The organism is Faecalicatena sp. (genome assembly GCF_058819085.1).
This window is the reverse complement of sequence record NZ_JBZUUL010000019.1, coordinates 151,178-170,444: the sequence shown is the minus strand read 5'-3', so window position 1 is coordinate 170,444 and position 19,267 is coordinate 151,178. Positions and strand designations below refer to the sequence as shown.

At 42.0% G+C, this 19,267-nt stretch carries 28 protein-coding genes; all 28 read left to right on the top strand.

The window, feature by feature from the left end; genetic code table 11:
* The first annotated feature begins 82 nt into the window (after positions 1-82).
* Positions 83-343, top strand: a complete 261-nt coding sequence (locus AC4OGX_RS09905) for a hypothetical protein (protein WP_493330187.1) — start codon at positions 83-85, stop codon at positions 341-343.
* Positions 343-561 (top strand): hypothetical protein, encoded by a 219-nt coding sequence (locus tag AC4OGX_RS09900; RefSeq protein WP_493330186.1) that lies wholly within the window; start codon positions 343-345, stop codon positions 559-561. The genes AC4OGX_RS09905 and AC4OGX_RS09900 overlap by 1 nt, the downstream gene beginning before the upstream one ends.
* 79 nt (positions 562-640) lie before the next feature.
* Positions 641-826: a hypothetical protein gene (locus tag AC4OGX_RS09895; protein ID WP_493330185.1), complete on the top strand. Its 186-nt coding sequence runs from the start codon at positions 641-643 to the stop codon at positions 824-826.
* Between the two features lie 83 nt (positions 827-909).
* Positions 910-1,194, top strand: a complete 285-nt coding sequence (locus AC4OGX_RS09890) for a hypothetical protein (protein WP_493330184.1) — start codon at positions 910-912, stop codon at positions 1,192-1,194.
* Positions 1,195-1,469: 275 nt separating this feature from the next.
* A complete protein-coding gene (locus tag AC4OGX_RS09885; protein ID WP_493330183.1) occupies positions 1,470-2,162 on the top strand; it encodes a hypothetical protein in 693 nt (230 codons plus the stop codon).
* 38 nt (positions 2,163-2,200) lie between these two features.
* The gene (locus tag AC4OGX_RS09880; protein WP_493330182.1) at positions 2,201-2,626 is read left to right on the top strand and encodes a Lar family restriction alleviation protein; all 426 of its coding nucleotides are present in this window, start codon (positions 2,201-2,203) and stop codon (positions 2,624-2,626) included.
* A gap of 94 nt (positions 2,627-2,720) precedes the next feature.
* Complete coding sequence (locus tag AC4OGX_RS09875) at positions 2,721-3,182, top strand: hypothetical protein (RefSeq protein WP_493330181.1); 462 nt, start codon at positions 2,721-2,723, stop codon at positions 3,180-3,182.
* A gap of 301 nt (positions 3,183-3,483) precedes the next feature.
* A complete protein-coding gene (locus AC4OGX_RS09870; protein ID WP_493330180.1) occupies positions 3,484-4,386 on the top strand; it encodes a DUF6731 family protein in 903 nt (300 codons plus the stop codon).
* Positions 4,387-4,400: 14 nt separating this feature from the next.
* Positions 4,401-4,919, top strand: a complete 519-nt coding sequence (locus tag AC4OGX_RS09865) for a hypothetical protein (protein WP_493330179.1) — start codon at positions 4,401-4,403, stop codon at positions 4,917-4,919.
* An 86-nt stretch (positions 4,920-5,005) separates the two neighbouring features.
* Positions 5,006-5,515 (top strand): terminase small subunit, encoded by a 510-nt coding sequence (locus tag AC4OGX_RS09860; RefSeq protein ID WP_493330178.1) that lies wholly within the window; start codon positions 5,006-5,008, stop codon positions 5,513-5,515.
* Positions 5,515-6,891 (top strand): terminase large subunit domain-containing protein, encoded by a 1,377-nt coding sequence (locus tag AC4OGX_RS09855; RefSeq protein ID WP_493330177.1) that lies wholly within the window; start codon positions 5,515-5,517, stop codon positions 6,889-6,891. Before AC4OGX_RS09860 ends, AC4OGX_RS09855 begins: the two co-directional genes overlap by 1 nt.
* Before the next feature lie 361 nt (positions 6,892-7,252).
* Entirely contained in the window at positions 7,253-7,477 is a 225-nt protein-coding gene (locus tag AC4OGX_RS09850) for a hypothetical protein (protein WP_493330175.1), read from the top strand.
* Complete coding sequence (locus AC4OGX_RS09845) at positions 7,458-7,979, top strand: AP2 domain-containing protein (RefSeq protein WP_493330173.1); 522 nt, start codon at positions 7,458-7,460, stop codon at positions 7,977-7,979. Before AC4OGX_RS09850 ends, AC4OGX_RS09845 begins: the two co-directional genes overlap by 20 nt.
* A 60-nt stretch (positions 7,980-8,039) precedes the next feature.
* Positions 8,040-9,656, top strand: coding sequence for a capsid protein (locus AC4OGX_RS09840; RefSeq protein WP_493330171.1), 1,617 nt, complete (start codon positions 8,040-8,042; stop codon positions 9,654-9,656).
* 95 nt (positions 9,657-9,751) lie between these two features.
* Entirely contained in the window at positions 9,752-11,452 is a 1,701-nt protein-coding gene (locus AC4OGX_RS09835) for a phage minor capsid protein (protein WP_493330170.1), read from the top strand.
* Between the two features lie 5 nt (positions 11,453-11,457).
* A complete protein-coding gene (locus AC4OGX_RS09830) occupies positions 11,458-11,688 on the top strand; it encodes a hypothetical protein (protein WP_493330168.1) in 231 nt (76 codons plus the stop codon).
* A gap of 31 nt (positions 11,689-11,719) precedes the next feature.
* Positions 11,720-11,845, top strand: a complete 126-nt coding sequence (locus tag AC4OGX_RS09825) for a hypothetical protein (RefSeq protein ID WP_493330166.1) — start codon at positions 11,720-11,722, stop codon at positions 11,843-11,845.
* A gap of 216 nt (positions 11,846-12,061) precedes the next feature.
* Positions 12,062-12,694, top strand: coding sequence for a hypothetical protein (locus tag AC4OGX_RS09820; RefSeq protein WP_493330164.1), 633 nt, complete (start codon positions 12,062-12,064; stop codon positions 12,692-12,694).
* A 17-nt stretch (positions 12,695-12,711) separates the two neighbouring features.
* Positions 12,712-13,614, top strand: coding sequence for a capsid protein (locus tag AC4OGX_RS09815; RefSeq protein ID WP_493330163.1), 903 nt, complete (start codon positions 12,712-12,714; stop codon positions 13,612-13,614).
* A gap of 1 nt (position 13,615) precedes the next feature.
* On the top strand, positions 13,616-13,912 hold the full coding sequence (locus AC4OGX_RS09810; RefSeq protein WP_493330162.1) for a hypothetical protein: 297 nt from the start codon (positions 13,616-13,618) through the stop codon (positions 13,910-13,912).
* Between the two features lies 1 nt (position 13,913).
* Positions 13,914-14,306 carry a head-tail connector protein gene (locus AC4OGX_RS09805; protein WP_493330161.1) on the top strand — a complete coding sequence of 131 codons (393 nt, stop codon included), beginning with the start codon at positions 13,914-13,916 and terminating at the stop codon, positions 14,304-14,306.
* A complete protein-coding gene (locus AC4OGX_RS09800; protein WP_493330159.1) occupies positions 14,279-14,644 on the top strand; it encodes a hypothetical protein in 366 nt (121 codons plus the stop codon). Before AC4OGX_RS09805 ends, AC4OGX_RS09800 begins: the two co-directional genes overlap by 28 nt.
* Entirely contained in the window at positions 14,641-15,054 is a 414-nt protein-coding gene (locus AC4OGX_RS09795) for a hypothetical protein (RefSeq protein WP_493330157.1), read from the top strand. The genes AC4OGX_RS09800 and AC4OGX_RS09795 overlap by 4 nt, the downstream gene beginning before the upstream one ends.
* Before the next feature lie 2 nt (positions 15,055-15,056).
* A complete protein-coding gene (locus tag AC4OGX_RS09790; RefSeq protein WP_493330156.1) occupies positions 15,057-15,452 on the top strand; it encodes a phage tail terminator protein in 396 nt (131 codons plus the stop codon).
* Positions 15,453-15,460: 8 nt separating this feature from the next.
* Entirely contained in the window at positions 15,461-15,907 is a 447-nt protein-coding gene (locus tag AC4OGX_RS09785; protein ID WP_493330154.1) for a phage tail tube protein, read from the top strand.
* Positions 15,907-16,203 carry a hypothetical protein gene (locus AC4OGX_RS09780; protein WP_493330153.1) on the top strand — a complete coding sequence of 99 codons (297 nt, stop codon included), beginning with the start codon at positions 15,907-15,909 and terminating at the stop codon, positions 16,201-16,203. The genes AC4OGX_RS09785 and AC4OGX_RS09780 overlap by 1 nt, the downstream gene beginning before the upstream one ends.
* Positions 16,175-16,537, top strand: coding sequence for a Gp15 family bacteriophage protein (locus AC4OGX_RS09775; RefSeq protein WP_493330152.1), 363 nt, complete (start codon positions 16,175-16,177; stop codon positions 16,535-16,537). Before AC4OGX_RS09780 ends, AC4OGX_RS09775 begins: the two co-directional genes overlap by 29 nt.
* 5 nt (positions 16,538-16,542) lie before the next feature.
* Complete coding sequence (locus AC4OGX_RS09770; RefSeq protein WP_493330151.1) at positions 16,543-19,263, top strand: phage tail protein; 2,721 nt, start codon at positions 16,543-16,545, stop codon at positions 19,261-19,263.
* Positions 19,264-19,267 lie beyond the last annotated feature (4 nt).

The window sequence follows — 19,267 nt, the reverse complement described above, 5'->3', positions numbered from 1 at the left end:
GAAACCGCAAAGGCGGAAGAAAAAGAAAATCCACAAGAAAAGCATCCTGAAAACAGAGAAAAACTGTTGTTTTTTATGTAGCATGCTATATAAAGACTATAGTTATAAGTATACAGAGAAACATCATATCCTCTTTGGATCCGGCTTAAGGACAAATTCAGAGGCAGAGGGGTTAACTGTAGATTTGTGTCGCAGACACCACAAGGAGGGGAAAGAAGCCGTACATAACAACCAGGAGATGAGGGAGCTGCTATGCAGGATCGCCCAACAGGAATATGAAAAGACTCACACAAGAGAAGAGTGGATGGAAATAAGCAAAAAGAATTATCTGGAGGTGAAATAATGCAGAAAACAGATTTGGAAGAAGGTGATTATGTGGAATACAAGTATTACAACCCGTTAGACCAAACCACATGCAAGAAAAGGGGATACATCGTGGTATTCCGGAAATACGGATCGGAGGATATCGCATGGATTGGCCCGGAGAAGAAAATAACCGGCGGCATGAAGAGCATCTTCCTGCCGGATATCCTAAGAAAGGTACCTCCGCCGCAGGTGTGAAGATATAGGTACGTCACGAACGTAACCAGTCAACCGAAGTTTCTTCCCGGCAGCAGGGCCGGGAAGGGAAAGGAGCACTATGACATTAGGCGAATTTAGGAAAGCTACCGCGAATATGTCGGATGATATGAAGATGATGCTATGCGTAGGACCCATATACGAGGGAGACGCGATCGCGGAAGAGGAAAAGGAGTACGAAGTGATCGGGGTGGATGATCATTATCAGGATGGAATGTATGAGTTACTGGTTATGGTTGGGCAATGAATGGGACCATTTTGTTGAGGTTAACAAAATGGTGGAACCGCAGATTTAAATACTGTACAGCAGGTTGAAACTTAGGGGGATAAATGAAACGAATATTAGATGCTTGTTGCGGTAGTCGGATGTTTTATTTTGATAGGCAGAATCCGGATGTGATTTATGCAGACAATCGGGAACTGGAAACCACCTTGTGCGATGGACGGACACTGCTGATAAAACCCGATGTGCAAATGGATTTCAGGGATATGCCATATAAAGATAATACTTTCAAAGTTGTTGTATTTGACCCTCCTCATTTAATTCACGCAGGGACAGGGAGCTGGTTGGCCAATAAATACGGAATCCTTCCGTTAGACTGGCCAGAATATTAGAAGCAGGGATTCAACGAATGCATGAGGGTCCTGGAACCGGACGGATTGCTGGTCTTTAAGTGGAACGAAGATCAGATAAAATTATCCGAGGTGCTGAGTGCTTTTGATAAAAAGCCTTTACTGGGAGATCAGAGAGGTAAAACAAGATGGCTGGTCTTCATCAAGTAAACCCTAACATTTAGCTGAGAAAGGAAAAAGATTAATTTGTTCATTGAAAATTGAATATTGGCGGTTGAAGTGGTATAATTTTTACATTACACATGAGGAGATAAGTAATGTATACGATTATACTCGGTACCATTTTGACAACAATTGATGAAACAACAACTCAAAACGCTGTGATGAGTACAAAAGATTGGCTCACAATCTTGATCCCAGCATTTATCACTCTGCTTGGATTTGTAGTTACATATTTTTCTTTACGAAAAAGCTTCAAGGATGAAATTAGGAAACAAAAATCAAACATAGCACTGGATAAAATGTCGACTATCCCTTTTGAAACACTGGATTTATATGAAAAAATAATGACGCCTATTAGAGTTCAAAAGCAGATAGCAGAGATAGAAGGTAAAAACAATATTTCAAAAGGTGATCAAGTTAGAATTCAGAAGTTAAAAACTGAAATGAGAGAAGCAGGAGACTCCATTTATGATAAAATGACGAATTTGTATAATACGATTTATGCTTATGGCAGTATAGAGGCTATAAAAATTGTTTCATCAATGCAAAAAATCAATTATGGATTAAAAACGGATGCCTCAAACGAGGAGAGATTTATTATCATGGCTCATATGATCTTATTAGCATCACAAGTCAAAAAAGATGTAACAAGTATTACTGTGAATCCAGAGCAGTGGTTTGAAATGAAATTAACAGATTATGGAGAAAAGAGAGATTTATTTGACCCATTAGTTAATAAAGTTGTCGATGATCTTGGACTTAATGAGGGATTTAAAATATTTTCGTAGATGAAAAAAACAACCGTCAATATTCGATGGTTGTTTTTTTGTACGATAAATTAATTAAACCGCCGTTTAAGAAAGGAGAAAGAAGGGAAAACATGATTAGGATAGAATTAAAGCCATGTCCGTTTTGTGGAGGAGAGGCTGTTATACATGTAGAAAACGGTGTATGTGTCATCTGCACCGAATGCAAGTGCAGAACACTAAGCCTTATAGATGGAAACGGAAATGGGAAAATACATACCGGAGCAATTGAAAGCGTTGTAGAAAGATGGAATACCAGAGATCTAAAAGAGGATATCAAGAAATCAGACGTGGCAGCAGGCTCCAGTAGGTTCACAAGAAAAGAACTGGACATGGGAAAAATAAAAGCGTTGTATAAAGCTGGATGGAGCATCAGTAAGATTGCAGATGAGATGGGAGTAAGCTATGGAACAATACAGAATCGATTGGAAGAGATGAAAAAATGACTTCCACGAATGCGGGTAGAAGAATATATGCGATGGAAGTTTTCCGAGGGCAGCAACGCAAAAGGTATAAAAACAAAGAGGGGAGCGGATGCGGTTGGACAAGAAGATCCTGATAGAGTATGCGGATATGAAAGAAGAGATTAAAGACCTCAGACGAAGAATAGAAGAAGATAAAAGAGCAATGGAACGCTTAAACAAAACAGTGGTATCAGACTCTGTTACCTGTGGCAAGAAGGGAAAGAAGCCACTTCGGACTGTAAAAATACAAGGAAGACCCACAGCAGTGATCCAGAGGAAGGAACTGGCCTATGAACATAAGATAGCACAGCTGGAGGAACTCGAAGTAGATCTTCTGGAGAAGCAGACACAGGTTGAGGAGTACATACAGCAGATCGAGAAGAGCAGATTACGCACTATGTTCCGCTTATATTATGTTGATGATCTGACCTGGGAAATGGTAGCAATGAGAATGAATTATATGTTTCCAAAGAAGAAGATTCCATTTACAAAAGAAAGTTGTAGAAAGGCTCATGATAGATTTTTTGAAAAAATTTAATAAATGTCCGCCACTGTCCGCTTCAAAAGTGCTAGTATGATATAAAGCCGAAAGGTAACAAACCAGACGGTGAGTCCTCCTTACAACACACCAATATGAAAAACGTCCTACACATGAAAGTGCGGGACGTTTTTGTTATATTTGTACATTGACACATCCAAACAAATGTTCTATAGTAAAAACACACCACACATAAAGGAAAATAACGTCATAATTTGTTGATAATTGTCAGAATATGGTATATTATTAAGATAATTGTGGTGGTGATTTTGGTAAATGGTGTTATGTGTGGAGGTTAAAAATGGCATATGTCAGAACGGTAAAATTTATTTATTATAGGATGTGTGTATCACATTATGAAGAGAATGGGTATACTGATCCTGAGAGATTTGATTTTGAGTCTTGGATATATAAGGCAGATAAAATGTCTATTGAACAAAAAACAATAGAATTTGATGGAATAAAAGCAAGATTAGAAGAATACAGTGGTGATAAAAAATGTGGAATTTGGAAATTTCGTTTTATGAAGCTGCGTGACACCAATATTCCGTCTATTGTTAAAGAAGAAGAGGAGGCAAAACCAATTGAGCTCGAAGATGATGAGTATATCGGAGAAGACTTGTTAATGATTTATGACAGTGACAATCAAGTTGCAATGCTACAATGTAACAGATTTGCATTAGGAAGAGGAAAATTGGAAAAGTATCTTAATAGGATTTGGGATGTGAAAGACGAAAATATCGTTTTATGTCCAATTAGTCAAAATGTGGATATAAAAAAGACTCGTAAAAAAAATTACAGACGGTTGTTATTAAGGTTTGAAAACCTTCATCCTATCGAAAATAGTCATAGACCGTTTTCTAAAATTGTTAACAGCTATTATGAAATGGGGGGCATAACAGGAGAGGTGATAATATCACTTGGAAGAGGTAGGAGAGGTGAGATGGGATTAAATAAAGAGCAGATGCCAGAAATGTTAAACGATATTTATGATAATCGTGATATCATTTCTGATGCCGTGTTAAAGGTAAAAGATGATGATGATGCGAGTGTAGATATTGTTAATTTGTTCGATAACACATTATGTAGTTATGTTGATTTTAAACTTGAGAAGCGAATGACATTAGAGTTTGAATATGCTACAGATTTAATGATTAAAAAATATGAAATTGATAAGGAAAGCATAAATGAAATACTTTCATAAAAGGAAGTGAAAATATGATGTATTGGGTGGAACGGTTTTATCCGTATATTTGTGCTGGTATAATAACGGGAGCACTTAAAATACTAAAGTTTGATCCAGTTAAAAGTAGCAATATAAATGACATCATTGATGGAATAGTAACTCTTGACTCTATTATAATTGGTTTTTTAGGAGCCATAATACCAGTGATATTAAGTATGAAAAATGAATCTAAATTAGTACGATACGTATTTGATCGTGATACGGATAATCTTTTCAGAAAATATATATCATCTACAATATGTGTTGGATTAATAGATGTGTGCATTTCACTTGCAACGTATACAAAGGATATTATTACACACGATTTAGGACAGAAAAGTTTGAGCGTTTTGTTTTTATACTGTTTTATACTGTTTTTATTGTGTACTTATAGAAGTATGACATGCATGTTAAAATTACTATTTTCGGATGATAAAAAGATAGAAAAGGGCTTGTCAAAAAAGCTTGATGAAGGGAAAAAGGAGGAGTTATGGGAGAAAAGAGGAAAGTGAGGCACTTCGGTGTCTCTTTTTCTATGGAGTAAACTGGTATACATAGTAAGTAAATCAGGTTAAATGTGGAAAGTGAGGTGAGCCTGATGGCAAGATTAACAGCAAAACAGAAGAGATTCATTGAAGAATATCTAATAGACTTGAATGCTACTCAGGCCGCCATAAGAGCAGGATACAGTCCGGATACAGCAAAGTCTATTGGAAGTGAAAACCTGACGAAACCTGACATTCGCGCACGTATTGATCAGGCAATGGCCGAACGAAGCAAGCGGACTGGTGTCAATGCAGATCGGGTCGTAATGGAGTTAGCAAAAGTTGCTTTTGTCAATGCAGCGGATGTAATCAACACGGAAGACGCAACCCTGAAAGAATACGCTCTTCCGGAAGATACGGCAGCAATTCAGTCAGTAAAAGTTAAGACCTTCGGAGAAGATGGGATTGAACGAGAAATTAAGATGGCAGACAAACTGAAAGCACTGGAACTTTTGGGAAGACATATGGGAATGTTCAAGGATCGTGTAGAGGTTTCTGGTCTTAATGAGGAAAAGTCTAAGCTTGATAGTATTCTACAGCAGATGCGCGGCGGTGATGAATAGTGGGTACAGACAACCTGATTCTATCAGACAAGTATAAAGCGTTCTTGCGCTGTGATGCGCCGGTTGAGTTTCTGGAGGGTACTACGGCAGCAGGAAAAACAACGGTCGGGCTGTTTAAGTTTATGCTCAAAGTAGCAGAAAGCCCAAAGAAGCTGCACATCCTATCTGCGGATGATACAGGAGCCGCTGAGAAGAATATCATTCAGAAAGATCTGGGGATTTTGGATGATTTTGGGATCCTGGTAGAGTACAAGGGGAACGGATCGGGTGAGTATAAGATGCCGCATCTCCTGTTTCATACTTCGGCAGGAGACAAAATTGTATTCGTTGTTGGTTACGGTAATAAGAGAAAATGGAAGGATGCCCTGGGCGGTCAGTATGGATGTCTGTATATTGATGAGATAAACACGGCTGATATAGACTTTGTCCGGGAGGCTATGATGCGATCGGACTATACGATGGCAACACTCAATCCAGATGATCCGAACCTTCCAGTATATAAGGAGTATATAAATTGTTCCCGGCCGCTCCCGGAGTGGGCCGATGAGACGCCAAAAGAAATACTAGAGGAATTAAAAGAAGAGCCAAAGCCCGGATGGGTGCATTGGTTCTTTTCTTTTGCCCATAACCTGGGATTACCAAAAGAAAAAATAGAACGGATCATACAAAACACGCCGAAAGGGACAAAGATCTGGAAGAATAAAATACAGGGACTGCGCGGTAAAGCAACCGGTCTGATTTTCCCAAACTTTGACCGCAAAAAGCATGTGGTGTCTGCCGCATGGGTAAGGCAACAGGTTAAAGATGGTAAAATAAAATTTAAAAAGTTTACGGCAGGATTGGACACATCCTATTCCAGTAAGTCCCCTGATACGATTGCCATGATATTCCAGGGGATTACTGAGGACCGACGACTGATCACGCTGGACGAGAAGGTATACAGCAACAAGGATCTAGATACACCACTGGCCCCATCGGACACCACTGTAAAGTTTATCGACTTTCTGGAGCAATGCCGGATGGAATGGGGAATTTCGAAAGATGTGTTCATAGACTGCGCAGATCAGGCCACGATTACAGAGCTTAAAAAATATAAGCGGCTGCAAGGCTGTTTGTACAGTTTCTTTGGCAGCTACAAAAAGGTTGAAATAATCGACCGTATCAAGCTTATGCTTGGATGGATACAACAGGGCTGTTATTTGGTTGTAGATACTTGCGTGGAGCATCTAGGAGAACTGGAACGGTACAGCTGGCAGGAGGATAAAGACCTTCCTGAGGATAAATATAATCATACAATAGATGCCTCTTGTTATTCATGGATTCCCTACAGGAACACTATAGGGTTTGAAATAAAAGAAGGTGAAAATAACACTTGACTTTAGTACGTACATAAGTTACTATATTTGTACGGGCAAAAGTGAGGTGATGAAATGTCTCCGAGAACAGGACGACCAACAGATAATCCCAAAAAAGTTCGATTGGAAATTCGTTTAACCGAAGAACAATCTGGAATGTTGACAGAATGCGCCAATAGTCTGAATTTGACTAAAACGGATGTTATTGTCAAAGGGATTGAAGCTATTCATCAATTAACAGGTCGAACAAACAGAAAAAAATAAAAGAACCCGCTTCCTCTGGACAAGGTATCAACGAGTTCTTACGTAGAAGTTTCCTTCTGTAAATATTATAATGCAGAACGGAACTTCTTTCAACCACAATTTGAAAGGAGTTTTTACTATGGGAAATTTAAAAAGTGTTGTATCAAAAGCAAATGCTATTATTGAAACAATTAATCCATGTTATGATATGTCTTGCAAAAACATGAGAGAAATCCGGGATACATATGGTGGTAGTTTTAATGCGATTTGTTGTTCATTTCAGTTCGGCTATTTACAGGGAATGAAAGCTGCCAAAGCAGAAATGGAGAAAGGCGGTGCTGTGAATGTCAATAAATCCAGATAAGCGTAGTATTGATATAACAGGGCAAAGATTTGGTCACTGGACAGCTATATCTTTTGTAGAAACAAGGGGAAAGAGGCGTGAATATTGGAAGTTTAAATGTGATTGTGACAAAGAAAAGGTGGTTCTAAAATATAATGTTACAAGTGGAAAATCGACAAATTGCGGGTGCATGCAATACATAAATCGTAAAGGAAATATAAAACATGGGAAATGCCATACCCGGCTTTATTCGATATATTTGGGCATGAAAAGTCGTTGTTATAATCAGAACGACAAAGAGCATTATCCGTACTATGGTGGAAGAGGAATAAAGATATGCGATGAATGGCTCGATGATTTTATGACGTTTTACGACTGGGCCATTTCAAACGGTTACGATGATAGCTTGACTATTGATAGAATAAATGTAAATGGAAATTACGAACCTCAAAATTGTCGTTGGGCGACCATGAAAGAGCAATCGAATAATCGAAGAGCAAAAGGAAGTCAGAAAAAAGAATAAAATATTCTGAGAGGGTGAGCAATCATCCTCTTTTTCTATATAACAACAGGAGGAAAAGAAATGAGGTGGACTAAAAAATTGAGCAATAATATCAAGCGGGGGCTGCGTAGTTGGCTGCAGATCCAGCCGTCCAGCCCATACAGCATACAGATACAGGAAATTATGGACTTTGAGCTGTCTGCTATCCGCAACCGCATCTGGTACCGCGGAGACGGCAATGAGCTGGAGCAGCTATATCAGCAATCACAGGAGTATGCAGACAAGTACAAGTTCTGGGCGAGCCGGTGCACGCCGGGCATGGAGATGCGTAAGATACATACTGGACTGCCGGGGTTAATTGTCCGTATTTTATCGGGCATTATACTTGAGGATATGAATGATTTCGAGTTCGAGAGTGGTGCCCAGGAATCTTTATGGAAAGAGATTGAAAAAGAAAATAAGTTCCGCAAGGCCCTGGAAAAGTCTCTGAAAGATATGCTGGTTGTCGGTGATGGTGCCTACAAAGTAACGATTGATACAGCCTTTAGCCAATACCCCATACTGGAATGGTACCCAGGTGAACGTATTGAGATGATCCAGGAGCGCGGCCGTCTGAAAGAGGTGGTGTTTAAGACACCATACACAGACCATAGGCAGGAGTATATCCTGTATGAGCATTACGGCAAAGGGTATATTCGCAATGAGCTGTATCGTGGTGATACTCCCGTAGACATCAAGACAATTGAGGCTACAAAAGATATCGTTGACTGGAAATTTGATGAGTCGGTCATGTTGGCAGTACCACTTAAAATCTATGAGAGCACCAAGTTTGAGGGCCGTGGGGGCTCTATTTTTGACGGCAAGTTGGACAGCTTCGATGCTTTTGATGAAGTATGGAGCCAATGGATGGATGCACTTCGGGCTGGCCGGTCAAAAGAATATATTCCTGAGTGTTTCATTCCGAAAAATTCTGTTACTGGGGAAATCTTAAAGCCAAACCATTTTGACAACCGATACATTAAAACGGACTCTGATATGTCTGAGAACGCTCAGAACAAAATTGATGTGGAGCAGCCGGCAATACCGCACGAAAGTTATCTGGCATCTTACATTACTGCGCTAGATCTATGCTTGCAGGGTATTATCAGTCCATCGACCCTGGGGATTGATGTCAAAAAGCTGGATAATGCAGAAGCACAGCGTGAAAAGGAGAAAGCCACCCTCTACACCAGGAATGCTATTGTGGAGGCGCTGCAGGAAACTCTTCCGGATGTCATCGGTACCTGCATCAATGCATACCACATTCTACTCAATCAGCCAATTGAGGAAATTAAGGTGGAAATCTCATTCGGTGAGTATGCAAACCCGTCATTCGAGAGCCAGGTTGAAACTATAGGCAAGGCAAAGACACAGGGCATCATGAGCATAGAGCGTGTTGTTGAGGAGTTGTACGGAGATACGCTGGACGAACATTGCAAACAGGAGGAGATCAAGCGGCTGAAAGCAGAGCAGGGGATTGCTGATGTGGAAGAGCCAGGAGTTAACCTGGACATTAAAGGGTTTAAGATCGGAGGAATACAAAGTGAAGGTAAAAGTAGCCAACCGAACATACCGGATGAGCCGGAAGGAATACCAGGGACTTCTGGAAATAGCCAGGGATCAGGTTCCAATGGGGATTTACGCCCTGGAAAAAAATGATTATGCCGAACTTAGGAACGATCGCTGTAAAAGCATCACACAACTTAAAGCACTCACAAGGCAGTTTAAGGCACAAGGGTTTAAGGTGATGGCAAATGGCAAATGATTATGACATTGGTGCCGCCTTTCAGGCAATTGAAGATGAATTGATCGCATCAATGATCCGCAACATGAAATACCATAGAGCATGGGAGGATGAAGAAGGGATCCAATGGGAGCAGTGGCAGGCATTACAACTAAAGGCTCTGGAAGACTATAAACGCAAGAACCAGAAGAAATATGGCAGCCAATTCAAGGATATCAATAAATCAATTGTTGCAGCCATCCAAGAGGCCAGGCTGGAAGGAAACATGGATCAGGAGATTAAGATTCTTCGGGCCATAAAAAATGGATTTAAGGGGCAGAAACTTACAAAGGGAGCTACAGCTGAATTCTTCAAGATGAACGATCGCAAGATCGAGGCTTTAATAAAGGCAACCACGGCTGATATGGAGCAGGCAGAGACAGCAGTTCTGCGCATGGCCAATGACCGATACCGGAAAGTGATTTTTAACGCCCAGGTGTATGCAAACACCGGAGCCGGTATCTATGAAAAGGCTGTGGATATGGCAACAAAGAATTTTCTCTCCGCAGGCCTGAACTGTATAGAGTATGCAAATGGGGCACGTCATACCATAGCAGACTATGCAGACATGGCAATCAGAACAGCGAGCAAGAGGGCATATCTTACCGGCGAAGGGGAGAAACGGCAGGAGTGGGGGATACATACCGTAATCATGAATAAGCGCGGGAATCCTTGTCCGAAGTGTCTGCCTTTTGTCGGAAAAATCATGATTGACGATGTATGGAGTGGCGGCAGTAAGGCAGATGGTGATTACCCATTTATGAGCACAGCAATTGCTGCGGGGCTCTATCATCCTCGATGTAAGGATAGCCATACCACCTATTTTCCGGGGATCAGCACACCGCCGGATGATAAGTTCACTAAAAGGGAACTGTCACAAATTAAGGAGACAAGCAGGCAGGAGGCGAAAGCACAGCATGCGGACAGACAGGTTAAGAAGTATGATAGGCTTACGAAACATTCCCTGGACGAAGAGAATAGGAAAAAATATGGAGGCAAGAAAAAGCATTGGGACAAGATAAAAAGCATGTATGATACATTGATGGAACACAAGCCAATCCTGTTAAGCGGAATTGAGAACAAGCATAAAGATGAAATCATTCGGATGCTCAGTAAATCAGATGAGTCTGTTCAAAATATTACCATGAAATATCTAAGCTCTATTAAGTTCGTTAATGAAAATGCTTTAGGCAGGGCAGTGGCTACACCAAGAGGCATACGGGTAAATCTTGAAAAGGATATGGTAAATACAAGAGGAAAATATACCTCGACATTTCATGAGATGGGGCATTGCATTGATCGGGCGGGGAAAGGTTTATCTTATCAGTCTACAGCATTCAAGGACGCATTAAGCAGTGATCTCAAAAACATTGTAAAACTTTATGAAGAGGAGTATAATTTTAATCAGAAAGAAGCTTACAAAGTAATAAGTTCAGCTTTAAAGGATGATCAATATCATGCAATTTCTGATATTGTTGGTGGACTGACTGGAAATCAATGTGTTGGTAGATATGGACATGAAAAGTCCTACTGGCTGGAAGAACATAAATTAGAAAGAGAAGCTTTTGCACATTTTTATGAAGCGTTTGCCCGTAATGACGTGGAAAAAATAGAGTGTTTGTCAGAAACATTTCCTACCGCAGTGAAAGAATTCAAGAAAATATTGGAGTGAAGTCGATGAAATTGCCAGAGTTTTTAAGACCAGAAAATATAAAGCCTAACCCAGAAGCAGATGAAATGATGGATGCGATAGAACGTTATCGTAGTAAAATAGGTGATGACCTTATAACAGAACCTTCCACATATACAACTCAGGAGTGGATTGATATGCTCAATGAATGTATTGAGAAGAATATAACAATTTGGGAGCTATGGGGGGAGGAGTTTGATCCGAACGCGGATTATTAGTACCATATATGAAGGGATGTAAGAATATAATATGACAAAGAAGGAATATGAAAAAGCATTGAAGGAGCGTGAGAAGTCCTGGATGAAAGAACCAGTAAAAGCAAGAAAACTCACCCCGGAAGAAATCGCAGAATTAAAGAAACAAGGTAGAATTTAAATACCACCAGCCATTATGGCCGGTGGTATTTTTATACCCATTTTCAAGGAGGTGATCCGTATATCTCCCGTTGAGGCGCAGGGTTATGCGTCTTATTTTAATGCCCGAAGGCTTAAAACTACACGGAGACACCGGGATACCAACTGTACGTGCAGACAGCACAGAAAAAACTGTATCAGAGAGACACTCATACAACTGTTCGAAAGGAGAAAAATTATGAGCAAAGGATTACCAATGAAACTTGATTTACAGCATTTTGCAGAACCGACAGGGGGCACTGAGCCACCAGCAGGGGGATCACAGCGGACATCACCAACAGGACAGACAACGACGCAGGAACCGAACATTGATTATGATAAGCTGGCTCAACTTGTAGCTGGGAAGCAGGCGGTGACGGAAGAATCAGTCATTAAGGGCTACCTGAAACAGCAGGGACTGACAAAAGAGCAGATGGATCAGGCAATCACCACATTTAAACAGCAAAAGGAGGCTAATAAGCAAGATGTAAATGCTTTGCAACAGCAGGCGGTTCAGGCACAGGCAGCAGCACAGCAGGCTCAGATCCAGGCAGCGGCCACGATGGCGGCCGTGGGACTTGGAATCAATGCAAATACCATTCCGTATGTGCTCAAAATGGCTGATTTAAGCCAGGTCATGGGTCAGGATGGGAAAATCAACGATGAAACACTTAAAAACGCACTGAACAAGGTTCTGGAGGACGTACCGGCGTTGAAACCACAGGCAGTGGGGACGGCAGGTTTTGTTCAGGTAGGAGCAGCTGGCGGCGGCCAGGCACAACAGACCGTAGATACAGAGTTAGACCGTATCTTTGGAATTAAGAAAAAATAGTAGGAGGTTAGACAATTATGGCAGTATTAAATTATGTAACACAGTTCCACACAAGAATCCTTGATATGTATGGGCATGAGCTGATTTCAGATCCGCTGTATCACACCAATGAGGACATCAAGATTATCGGAGCAAAGGATATCAAGCTCCCACGTCTGTCCGTCAGTGGTTATAAGGACCATGACCGTAACACCCTGGGATACAACAGTGGAAACTATTCCAATGATTTTGAGACCAAATCTCTCGACCATGACCGTGATATTGAGTTTTTCGTTGACCCGATGGATGTGGACGAGACCAATCAGATCGTATCAATTGCAAACATCCAGGCGAGGTTTGAGAAGAAACAGGCAATCCCGGAGTTGGACTGCTACACATTTTCAAAATTATATACAGAGGCAACCAGGGTAGGTGCTACGATTAGGACAACACCTATCACAACGGCTAATATCCTTTCAGACTTTGATGATAACTGTGAGGCATTTGAGGACCTGGGCGTACCGTTATCTCGTTGTATTCTGTTCTGTACCGCTGCTTATCGTAAGACATTGAAGAATGCGGAGGGCATCCAGCGCGTAATGGCAGTGAACGGTGGCAGTAATGGCATTGACCGCCGGGTGCATTCTATGGATGACCTGGGCGAAATCAGAACAGTACCGCTGGAGCGGTTCAAGACAGCGTATGACTTCACAGAAGGCTACAAGGCAGATTCTACAGGTAAGCAGATTAACTATATCCTGGTGGATCCAGAAGCCCAGGTATCCCGTGTGAAGTATGCGTATATCAACACATACACACCTGGCCATGATTCCAGGACCGCAGATAACTATCTGTATCAGAACAGACGTTACAATGGCACGTTTGCGCTTGACCAGGAATTGAAGCATGCGTGTATCATTAATGTAGAGGCAGGTGCGTAATATGAAGGCGAAGAAAGAAAATAAGGTATATCTGATCAATACCGAACAGGAAAAACAGCGTTATCTGAAAGAAGGATATGATATCTACAATGATGAGGGTAATGTGCTGGAGTACTCCCCTCAGAAAAAAGTTACGTTTAGTGACTATATGAAGGCTGTTAAGGAGATTGAGAGTCTGCAGAAGCTGGTAGCAGAAAGAAATGCTGAAAATGAAGCACTGAAATCGGAAATTACAGTACTCCAGAAAGTGAAACAGGAACCGGCAAAGAAAGCGGAGAGCAAAAAGGCAGGTGAGTAATATGCCTTATGAACCATATGCAGATGAAACATACTATAAAGGTGTTTACAAGGGGGTGGTGATCCCAGATGAAGAACTCGGGAAAGTTCTCCGGCAGGCCAGCCGCCATATTGATTCCCTGACTTACAATAGGATTGTAGGCCGGGGAATTTCTTCACTTACACCTTTTCAACAGGAGATCATCCGGGAAGCTTGCTGCCAGCAGGCTGATTTTGAATACCAGAACCGGGAGATCTTCGACATGATCCTGCAGGGATACAGTATTAATGGCGTATCCATGCAGTTCGGAGAATCCTGGAATGTGACCACACAGAAAGGCATCCCGATGCGCCGGGATGTATATGAGCAGCTCTGCCAGACTGGTTTATGCTGCAGATCATTGGGGGTGTGGTGATGAAGTATCCGTGTTTGGTCTTGCCTCAATTCTGTACGACTGACATACGCGTTGAGATTTATGGTGAGGGGATAGATAAAAATGGCGGACCAGAGATCTTGTTTGCAGGAGATTTAAAGTGTAACTACCAGGATAACGCCAAGACGGTTTTGACGGCAGAAAAGAAGCTGGTGCAGCTTTCAGGCAGTGCTTTCTTTCCGGGAGATATCTCGCCGGACGTTCCAGTTATCTCAGGCGGTACCGTAACCGTATTTAGTGTACAGCGCGATATATTTAAGGGCGAGAAAGCGAGGAATCCTGACGGATCGGTAAACTATACGAGGATTGATTTAGTATGATAAGTGTAAATTCGATTATTAAAATGGATTGGGGACGTATTCATGCTCTCACACAGGCCCAGGTAACAGCTCTTGAGCGTACCGCGGAACACCTTCACGCGGAAGTTGTGCAGGCTCAGGTTGTTCCCCGAATGGATGGACCGCTGCAGGGTGAAAATTTCTTTGCAGATTATTCGTTAAGTATGTCTGGAAAAGTTAGTTTGATTCATAGTACGCCTTATGCAAGACGTCTGTATTTTCATCCCGAGTATAATTTTCATAAAGAACCGTGGGAAGATAATAAAGGCAAACATGATGGAAATCCGAATGCGATGGGAGAATGGTACAAAGACTGGCTGCCAGGAGGAAAAAAAGCGAACGATTGCAAGCAGACATATAAACAATTGTATAAAAGGATTACGGGGGTGTAGTAATGATGGGACTTGCAGATATCCGGGACTGGGTGGGAACACTCGGGATCGGAAACAATTTCTATATTGGGAAATTGGACAATAAGAAAGAAAAATCAGTTGGCGTATACCAGCGTAAACCTTCCGGGAATCCTGATATTGCGATCGGCGGCATGGACAATACCAAAACCGCCACAAAACAGATTTCGATATTGATCCATTGGAATAAGTATGCCAATGAAACAGAAGAGGCAGCACAATCTTTGTATGACAAATTTTTAAACGTAACTGATTTAACTATAACCGGAAAACATGTTGATTACCTCCGTCTGGAAGTACCGGAACCTATAGATGTAGGCACGGATGATAATGGAGTTTATGAGCGTGTGATCTGGCTCGATTTTATTTATGAAAGGTAGGAATAGAAATGGCAGGAAAGACAGGAGTATATCCATGTTATGAAAACCAGTTCCAGGTTGGCGATAAAAAAGATGGTGCTACACCAATTGCCGACATGGAAACGTTCGGCGTAAAATTCGATAATGGTGTAGAGGAATGGAGCCCATTCGATATGGAAGGATGGACAAGAAGGCTGTTAACAGCCAAGAGCGTGACCATCTCTGTGTCCGGGAAAAGAAATGTTGGAGATGCAGGAAATGATTATGTATTCGGCAAGACATTCAAAAATGGAAGGGATGCAGAAGGGTATTTTGCATGGATCTTCCCGGATGGGACGACTGTATCATGGAACGATGCGGTTATTAACGTAACCAATACGGGAGCAGGAAAGGCAACGGAAGTCGGTCCGTTAGAGTTTGACGTGATGAGTAATGGAAAACCGGAAATTACGTTACCATCAGGAGGTGCAGCATAATGGCAAAGAAAGTTGACATTACGGATAAGCTTGCGTTTGACGAGAATCCTAGGTTGGTTATCAAAGGAAAAGAGGTGGAGATCAACGCAGATGCATCCACCGCATTAAAAATCATGGGTATCTTGGGGGAGGAAGATGATGTTCATCCAGGTGATATCGTGAAGATGTATGAACTTATCTTCAATCAGAAGGAAAGAAATATCATCGACAAAATGAAGCTACAGTTTTCGGACTTCCAGACGTTGGTCTTTTCGGCCATCGACCTGATTGCCGGCGAGGAAGAATCGGGAGAGTAGTGACCCGTACTACGATTTGATAGATGATTTTGATTTGATCGTAGCATCTTTCCAAACGCAGTACGGGTTACGATTATCCAGGGTGCTGGGCACCATGAAATGGGATGAATTCAAGTATTTATTGTGTGGCATAGGGCCTGATACTCCGCTCGGCAGGATTGTCTCCATCCGGGCGGAAGATGATCCGGATATCTTGGAGCGTTTCGGACCAGATCAGAAACGGATTCGGAGCGAGTGGCTTAAGAAGCAGGCCAGCGAAATTTCGGAAGAGCAGCTGAATGATTACCTTGACGCAATGAAACAGGCATTTATCAGTTTGGCCGACCGGGGGTGAAATGTATGGCAGATAGTGTTGGCCAGATTGGGCTTGATCTGGTCGTTAATAGGAATCAATTTGAAAAACAGATGTCCGGGATACAGAGTATGGCAAAGAAAGCGGGAATAGCCCTTGCGGCGGCTTTCGGAGTCAAAAAGCTTGTAGATTTCGGAAAACAGTGTGTAGAGCTCGGATCTGATTTGGCTGAGGTGCAGAATGTTGTAGATGTAACATTCCCGAAAATGACAGCACAGGTGGACCGGTTTGCCAAGGACGCTGCAGCAAGCTTCGGGCTGTCAGAGACGATGGCCAAGAAGTTTACTGGAACCTTCGGAGCAATGGCGAAAGCCTTCGGGTTCAACGAGCAGGCAGCCTATGAGATGTCGACAGCCCTGACGGGCTTATCCGGTGATGTGGCCTCCTTCTACAATATCAGCCAGGACGAAGCTTACACTAAGCTGAAATCCGTATTTACTGGTGAAACAGAAACCCTGAAAGATCTAGGGGTGGTAATGACACAAAACGCCCTGGATGCCTACGCAATGGCGAATGGATGGGGAAGAACTACACAAGCCATGACTGAGGCGGAGAAGGTGGCCCTGCGCTATGCATTTGTGCAGGATCAGCTATCGGCAGCGTCCGGGGATTTCATTCGTACGTCTGATAGTTGGGCGAACCAAGTACGTGTACTAAAGTTGCAATTCGACAGCTTAAAGGCAACTTTGGGGCAGGGACTTATCAATATACTTACTCCTGTTCTAAAGGTCATAAACAGCCTTCTGGCGAAGCTGATGACACTTGCATCTGCATTTAAAAGCTTCTCAGAAATGATAACCGGCAATAAATCCCAAGGAGGATCAGGATTTAAAAATACAGCTGGTGAATTAACAGATGCGGCCGGGGCAGCGGACAATATGGCTGATTCTACATCTGCAATTGGCGATGCGGCAGAGTCAGCAGCTAAAAAGCTGAATCTGATGAGTTTTGACAAAATTCAGAAAGTGGAGTCACCGAAAAATGTAAAATCCAGCAGTGTTCCCAATATTGATAGTTCATCCGGCAGTTTTGGAAATTTAGCCGAGGGTGAAACAGAGATCGAAAAGATTGATAAGAAGTTCCAAAAAATGTTTAGCAATATCAAGAACAATGTACAGCCAACCATTGACTCTTTGAAAAGATTATGGAATGAAGGTCTCTCAAAATTAGGCGCGTTTAATAATAAAGCACTAAAAGACTTTTATCATAATGTGCTGGTGCCGATAGGCAGCTGGACTTTCGGAACGGGACTACCACGATTTATAGATGCCTTGAACGGCGGCCTTATGAATATAGATTTCAGCAAAATAAATACGGCACTAAATAATTTATGGAAAGCCATCACCCCATTCGCCATCAATATAGGAGAGGGGTTGCTCTGGTTCTGGGAGAATGTTCTCGTTCCTTTAGGGACATGGACGGCAAATGAAATTGTGCCCCGCTTTCTCAACACGCTAGCGATTGCTATAGAAGCCCTAAACCGTATCTTAGAGGCATTGAAGCCGCTATTTAAATGGTTCTGGGACTCCGTACTACAGCCGATTATGAATTGGTCAGGAGGACTATTTCTGACTATATGGGATGGGATCAATAATGCATTGAAAAAATTCAGTAATTGGTGCGCGGAGCACCCAACAGTTATAGAAAATATTGCTATCATTATTGGATCATTTTTCGCTGCATGGAAAATTGTGGGCTTTGCACAAAAAATAGGCACCTTGATAGGAGCCATTGGATCGTTTATTGTGTCCGGGGGTCTGGCTACAACAGCAGCAACTTTGTTAAGTGGTGCAATCGCATTTATTACTTCTCCGGTCACTATAGCAGTAGCAGCGATTGGAGCCTTAATTGCTGCTGGTATTTTGATATACAAAAATTGGGATACCATCAAAGAAAAAGCAACGCAGATATGGGGGGCTATCCGCGGGTGCATTAAGTCGGTAACTGAAAAAATAAGCGAATTTTTCAAAGTTTTATGGTCAGGAATAAAGAAGACATTCCAATCAGTGGGAGAGTGGTTTACCGGCAAGTTCCAGGCTGCATCTGATGGGATTAAACAAGCATTCTCTACAATAGGAAATTTTTTTGGAGGAGTTTGGGAAGCTGTAAAGAAACCGTTCTCATCTGTGGCGGATTGGTTCAGGACAGAATTTTCAAAAGCTTGGGATGCTGTCAAAAAAGTATTCTCTTCGGGTGGAAAAGTATTTGATGGAATAAAAGATGGAATCCTTAACGGTCTGAAATCAGTGATTAATGCCTTAATAAGCGGAATAAATCGAGTTATAGAGATTCCATTTAACGGGATAAATAGTGCTCTGGGAAAGATACGGAATGTGAGCATATTAGGGAAAAAACCGTTTAATTGGATTCCAACAATAAGTGTTCCACGGATTCCTAAATTGGCACAAGGCGGTTTCGTGAAGGCAAACACTCCACAGTTGGCCATGATTGGGGACAATCGTCATTATGGGGAGATTGTTGCCCCAGAAGACAAAATGCAGGAAATGGTTAATGCTGCCGTTAAGGCGGCATCGGGATCCGGTGTATCAAAAGCAGAGTTACAGTCCCTGATTGACAGTGCAACAATGCGTATTATCTCAGCGCTTGCCAGTATGGGATTTTATATCGACGGAGAGGAATTGGCGAAGGCAGTATTGAAAGCCATTGACAGGCTGGATGGCAGATATAATCCGGTAAAAGTATATTAGGAGG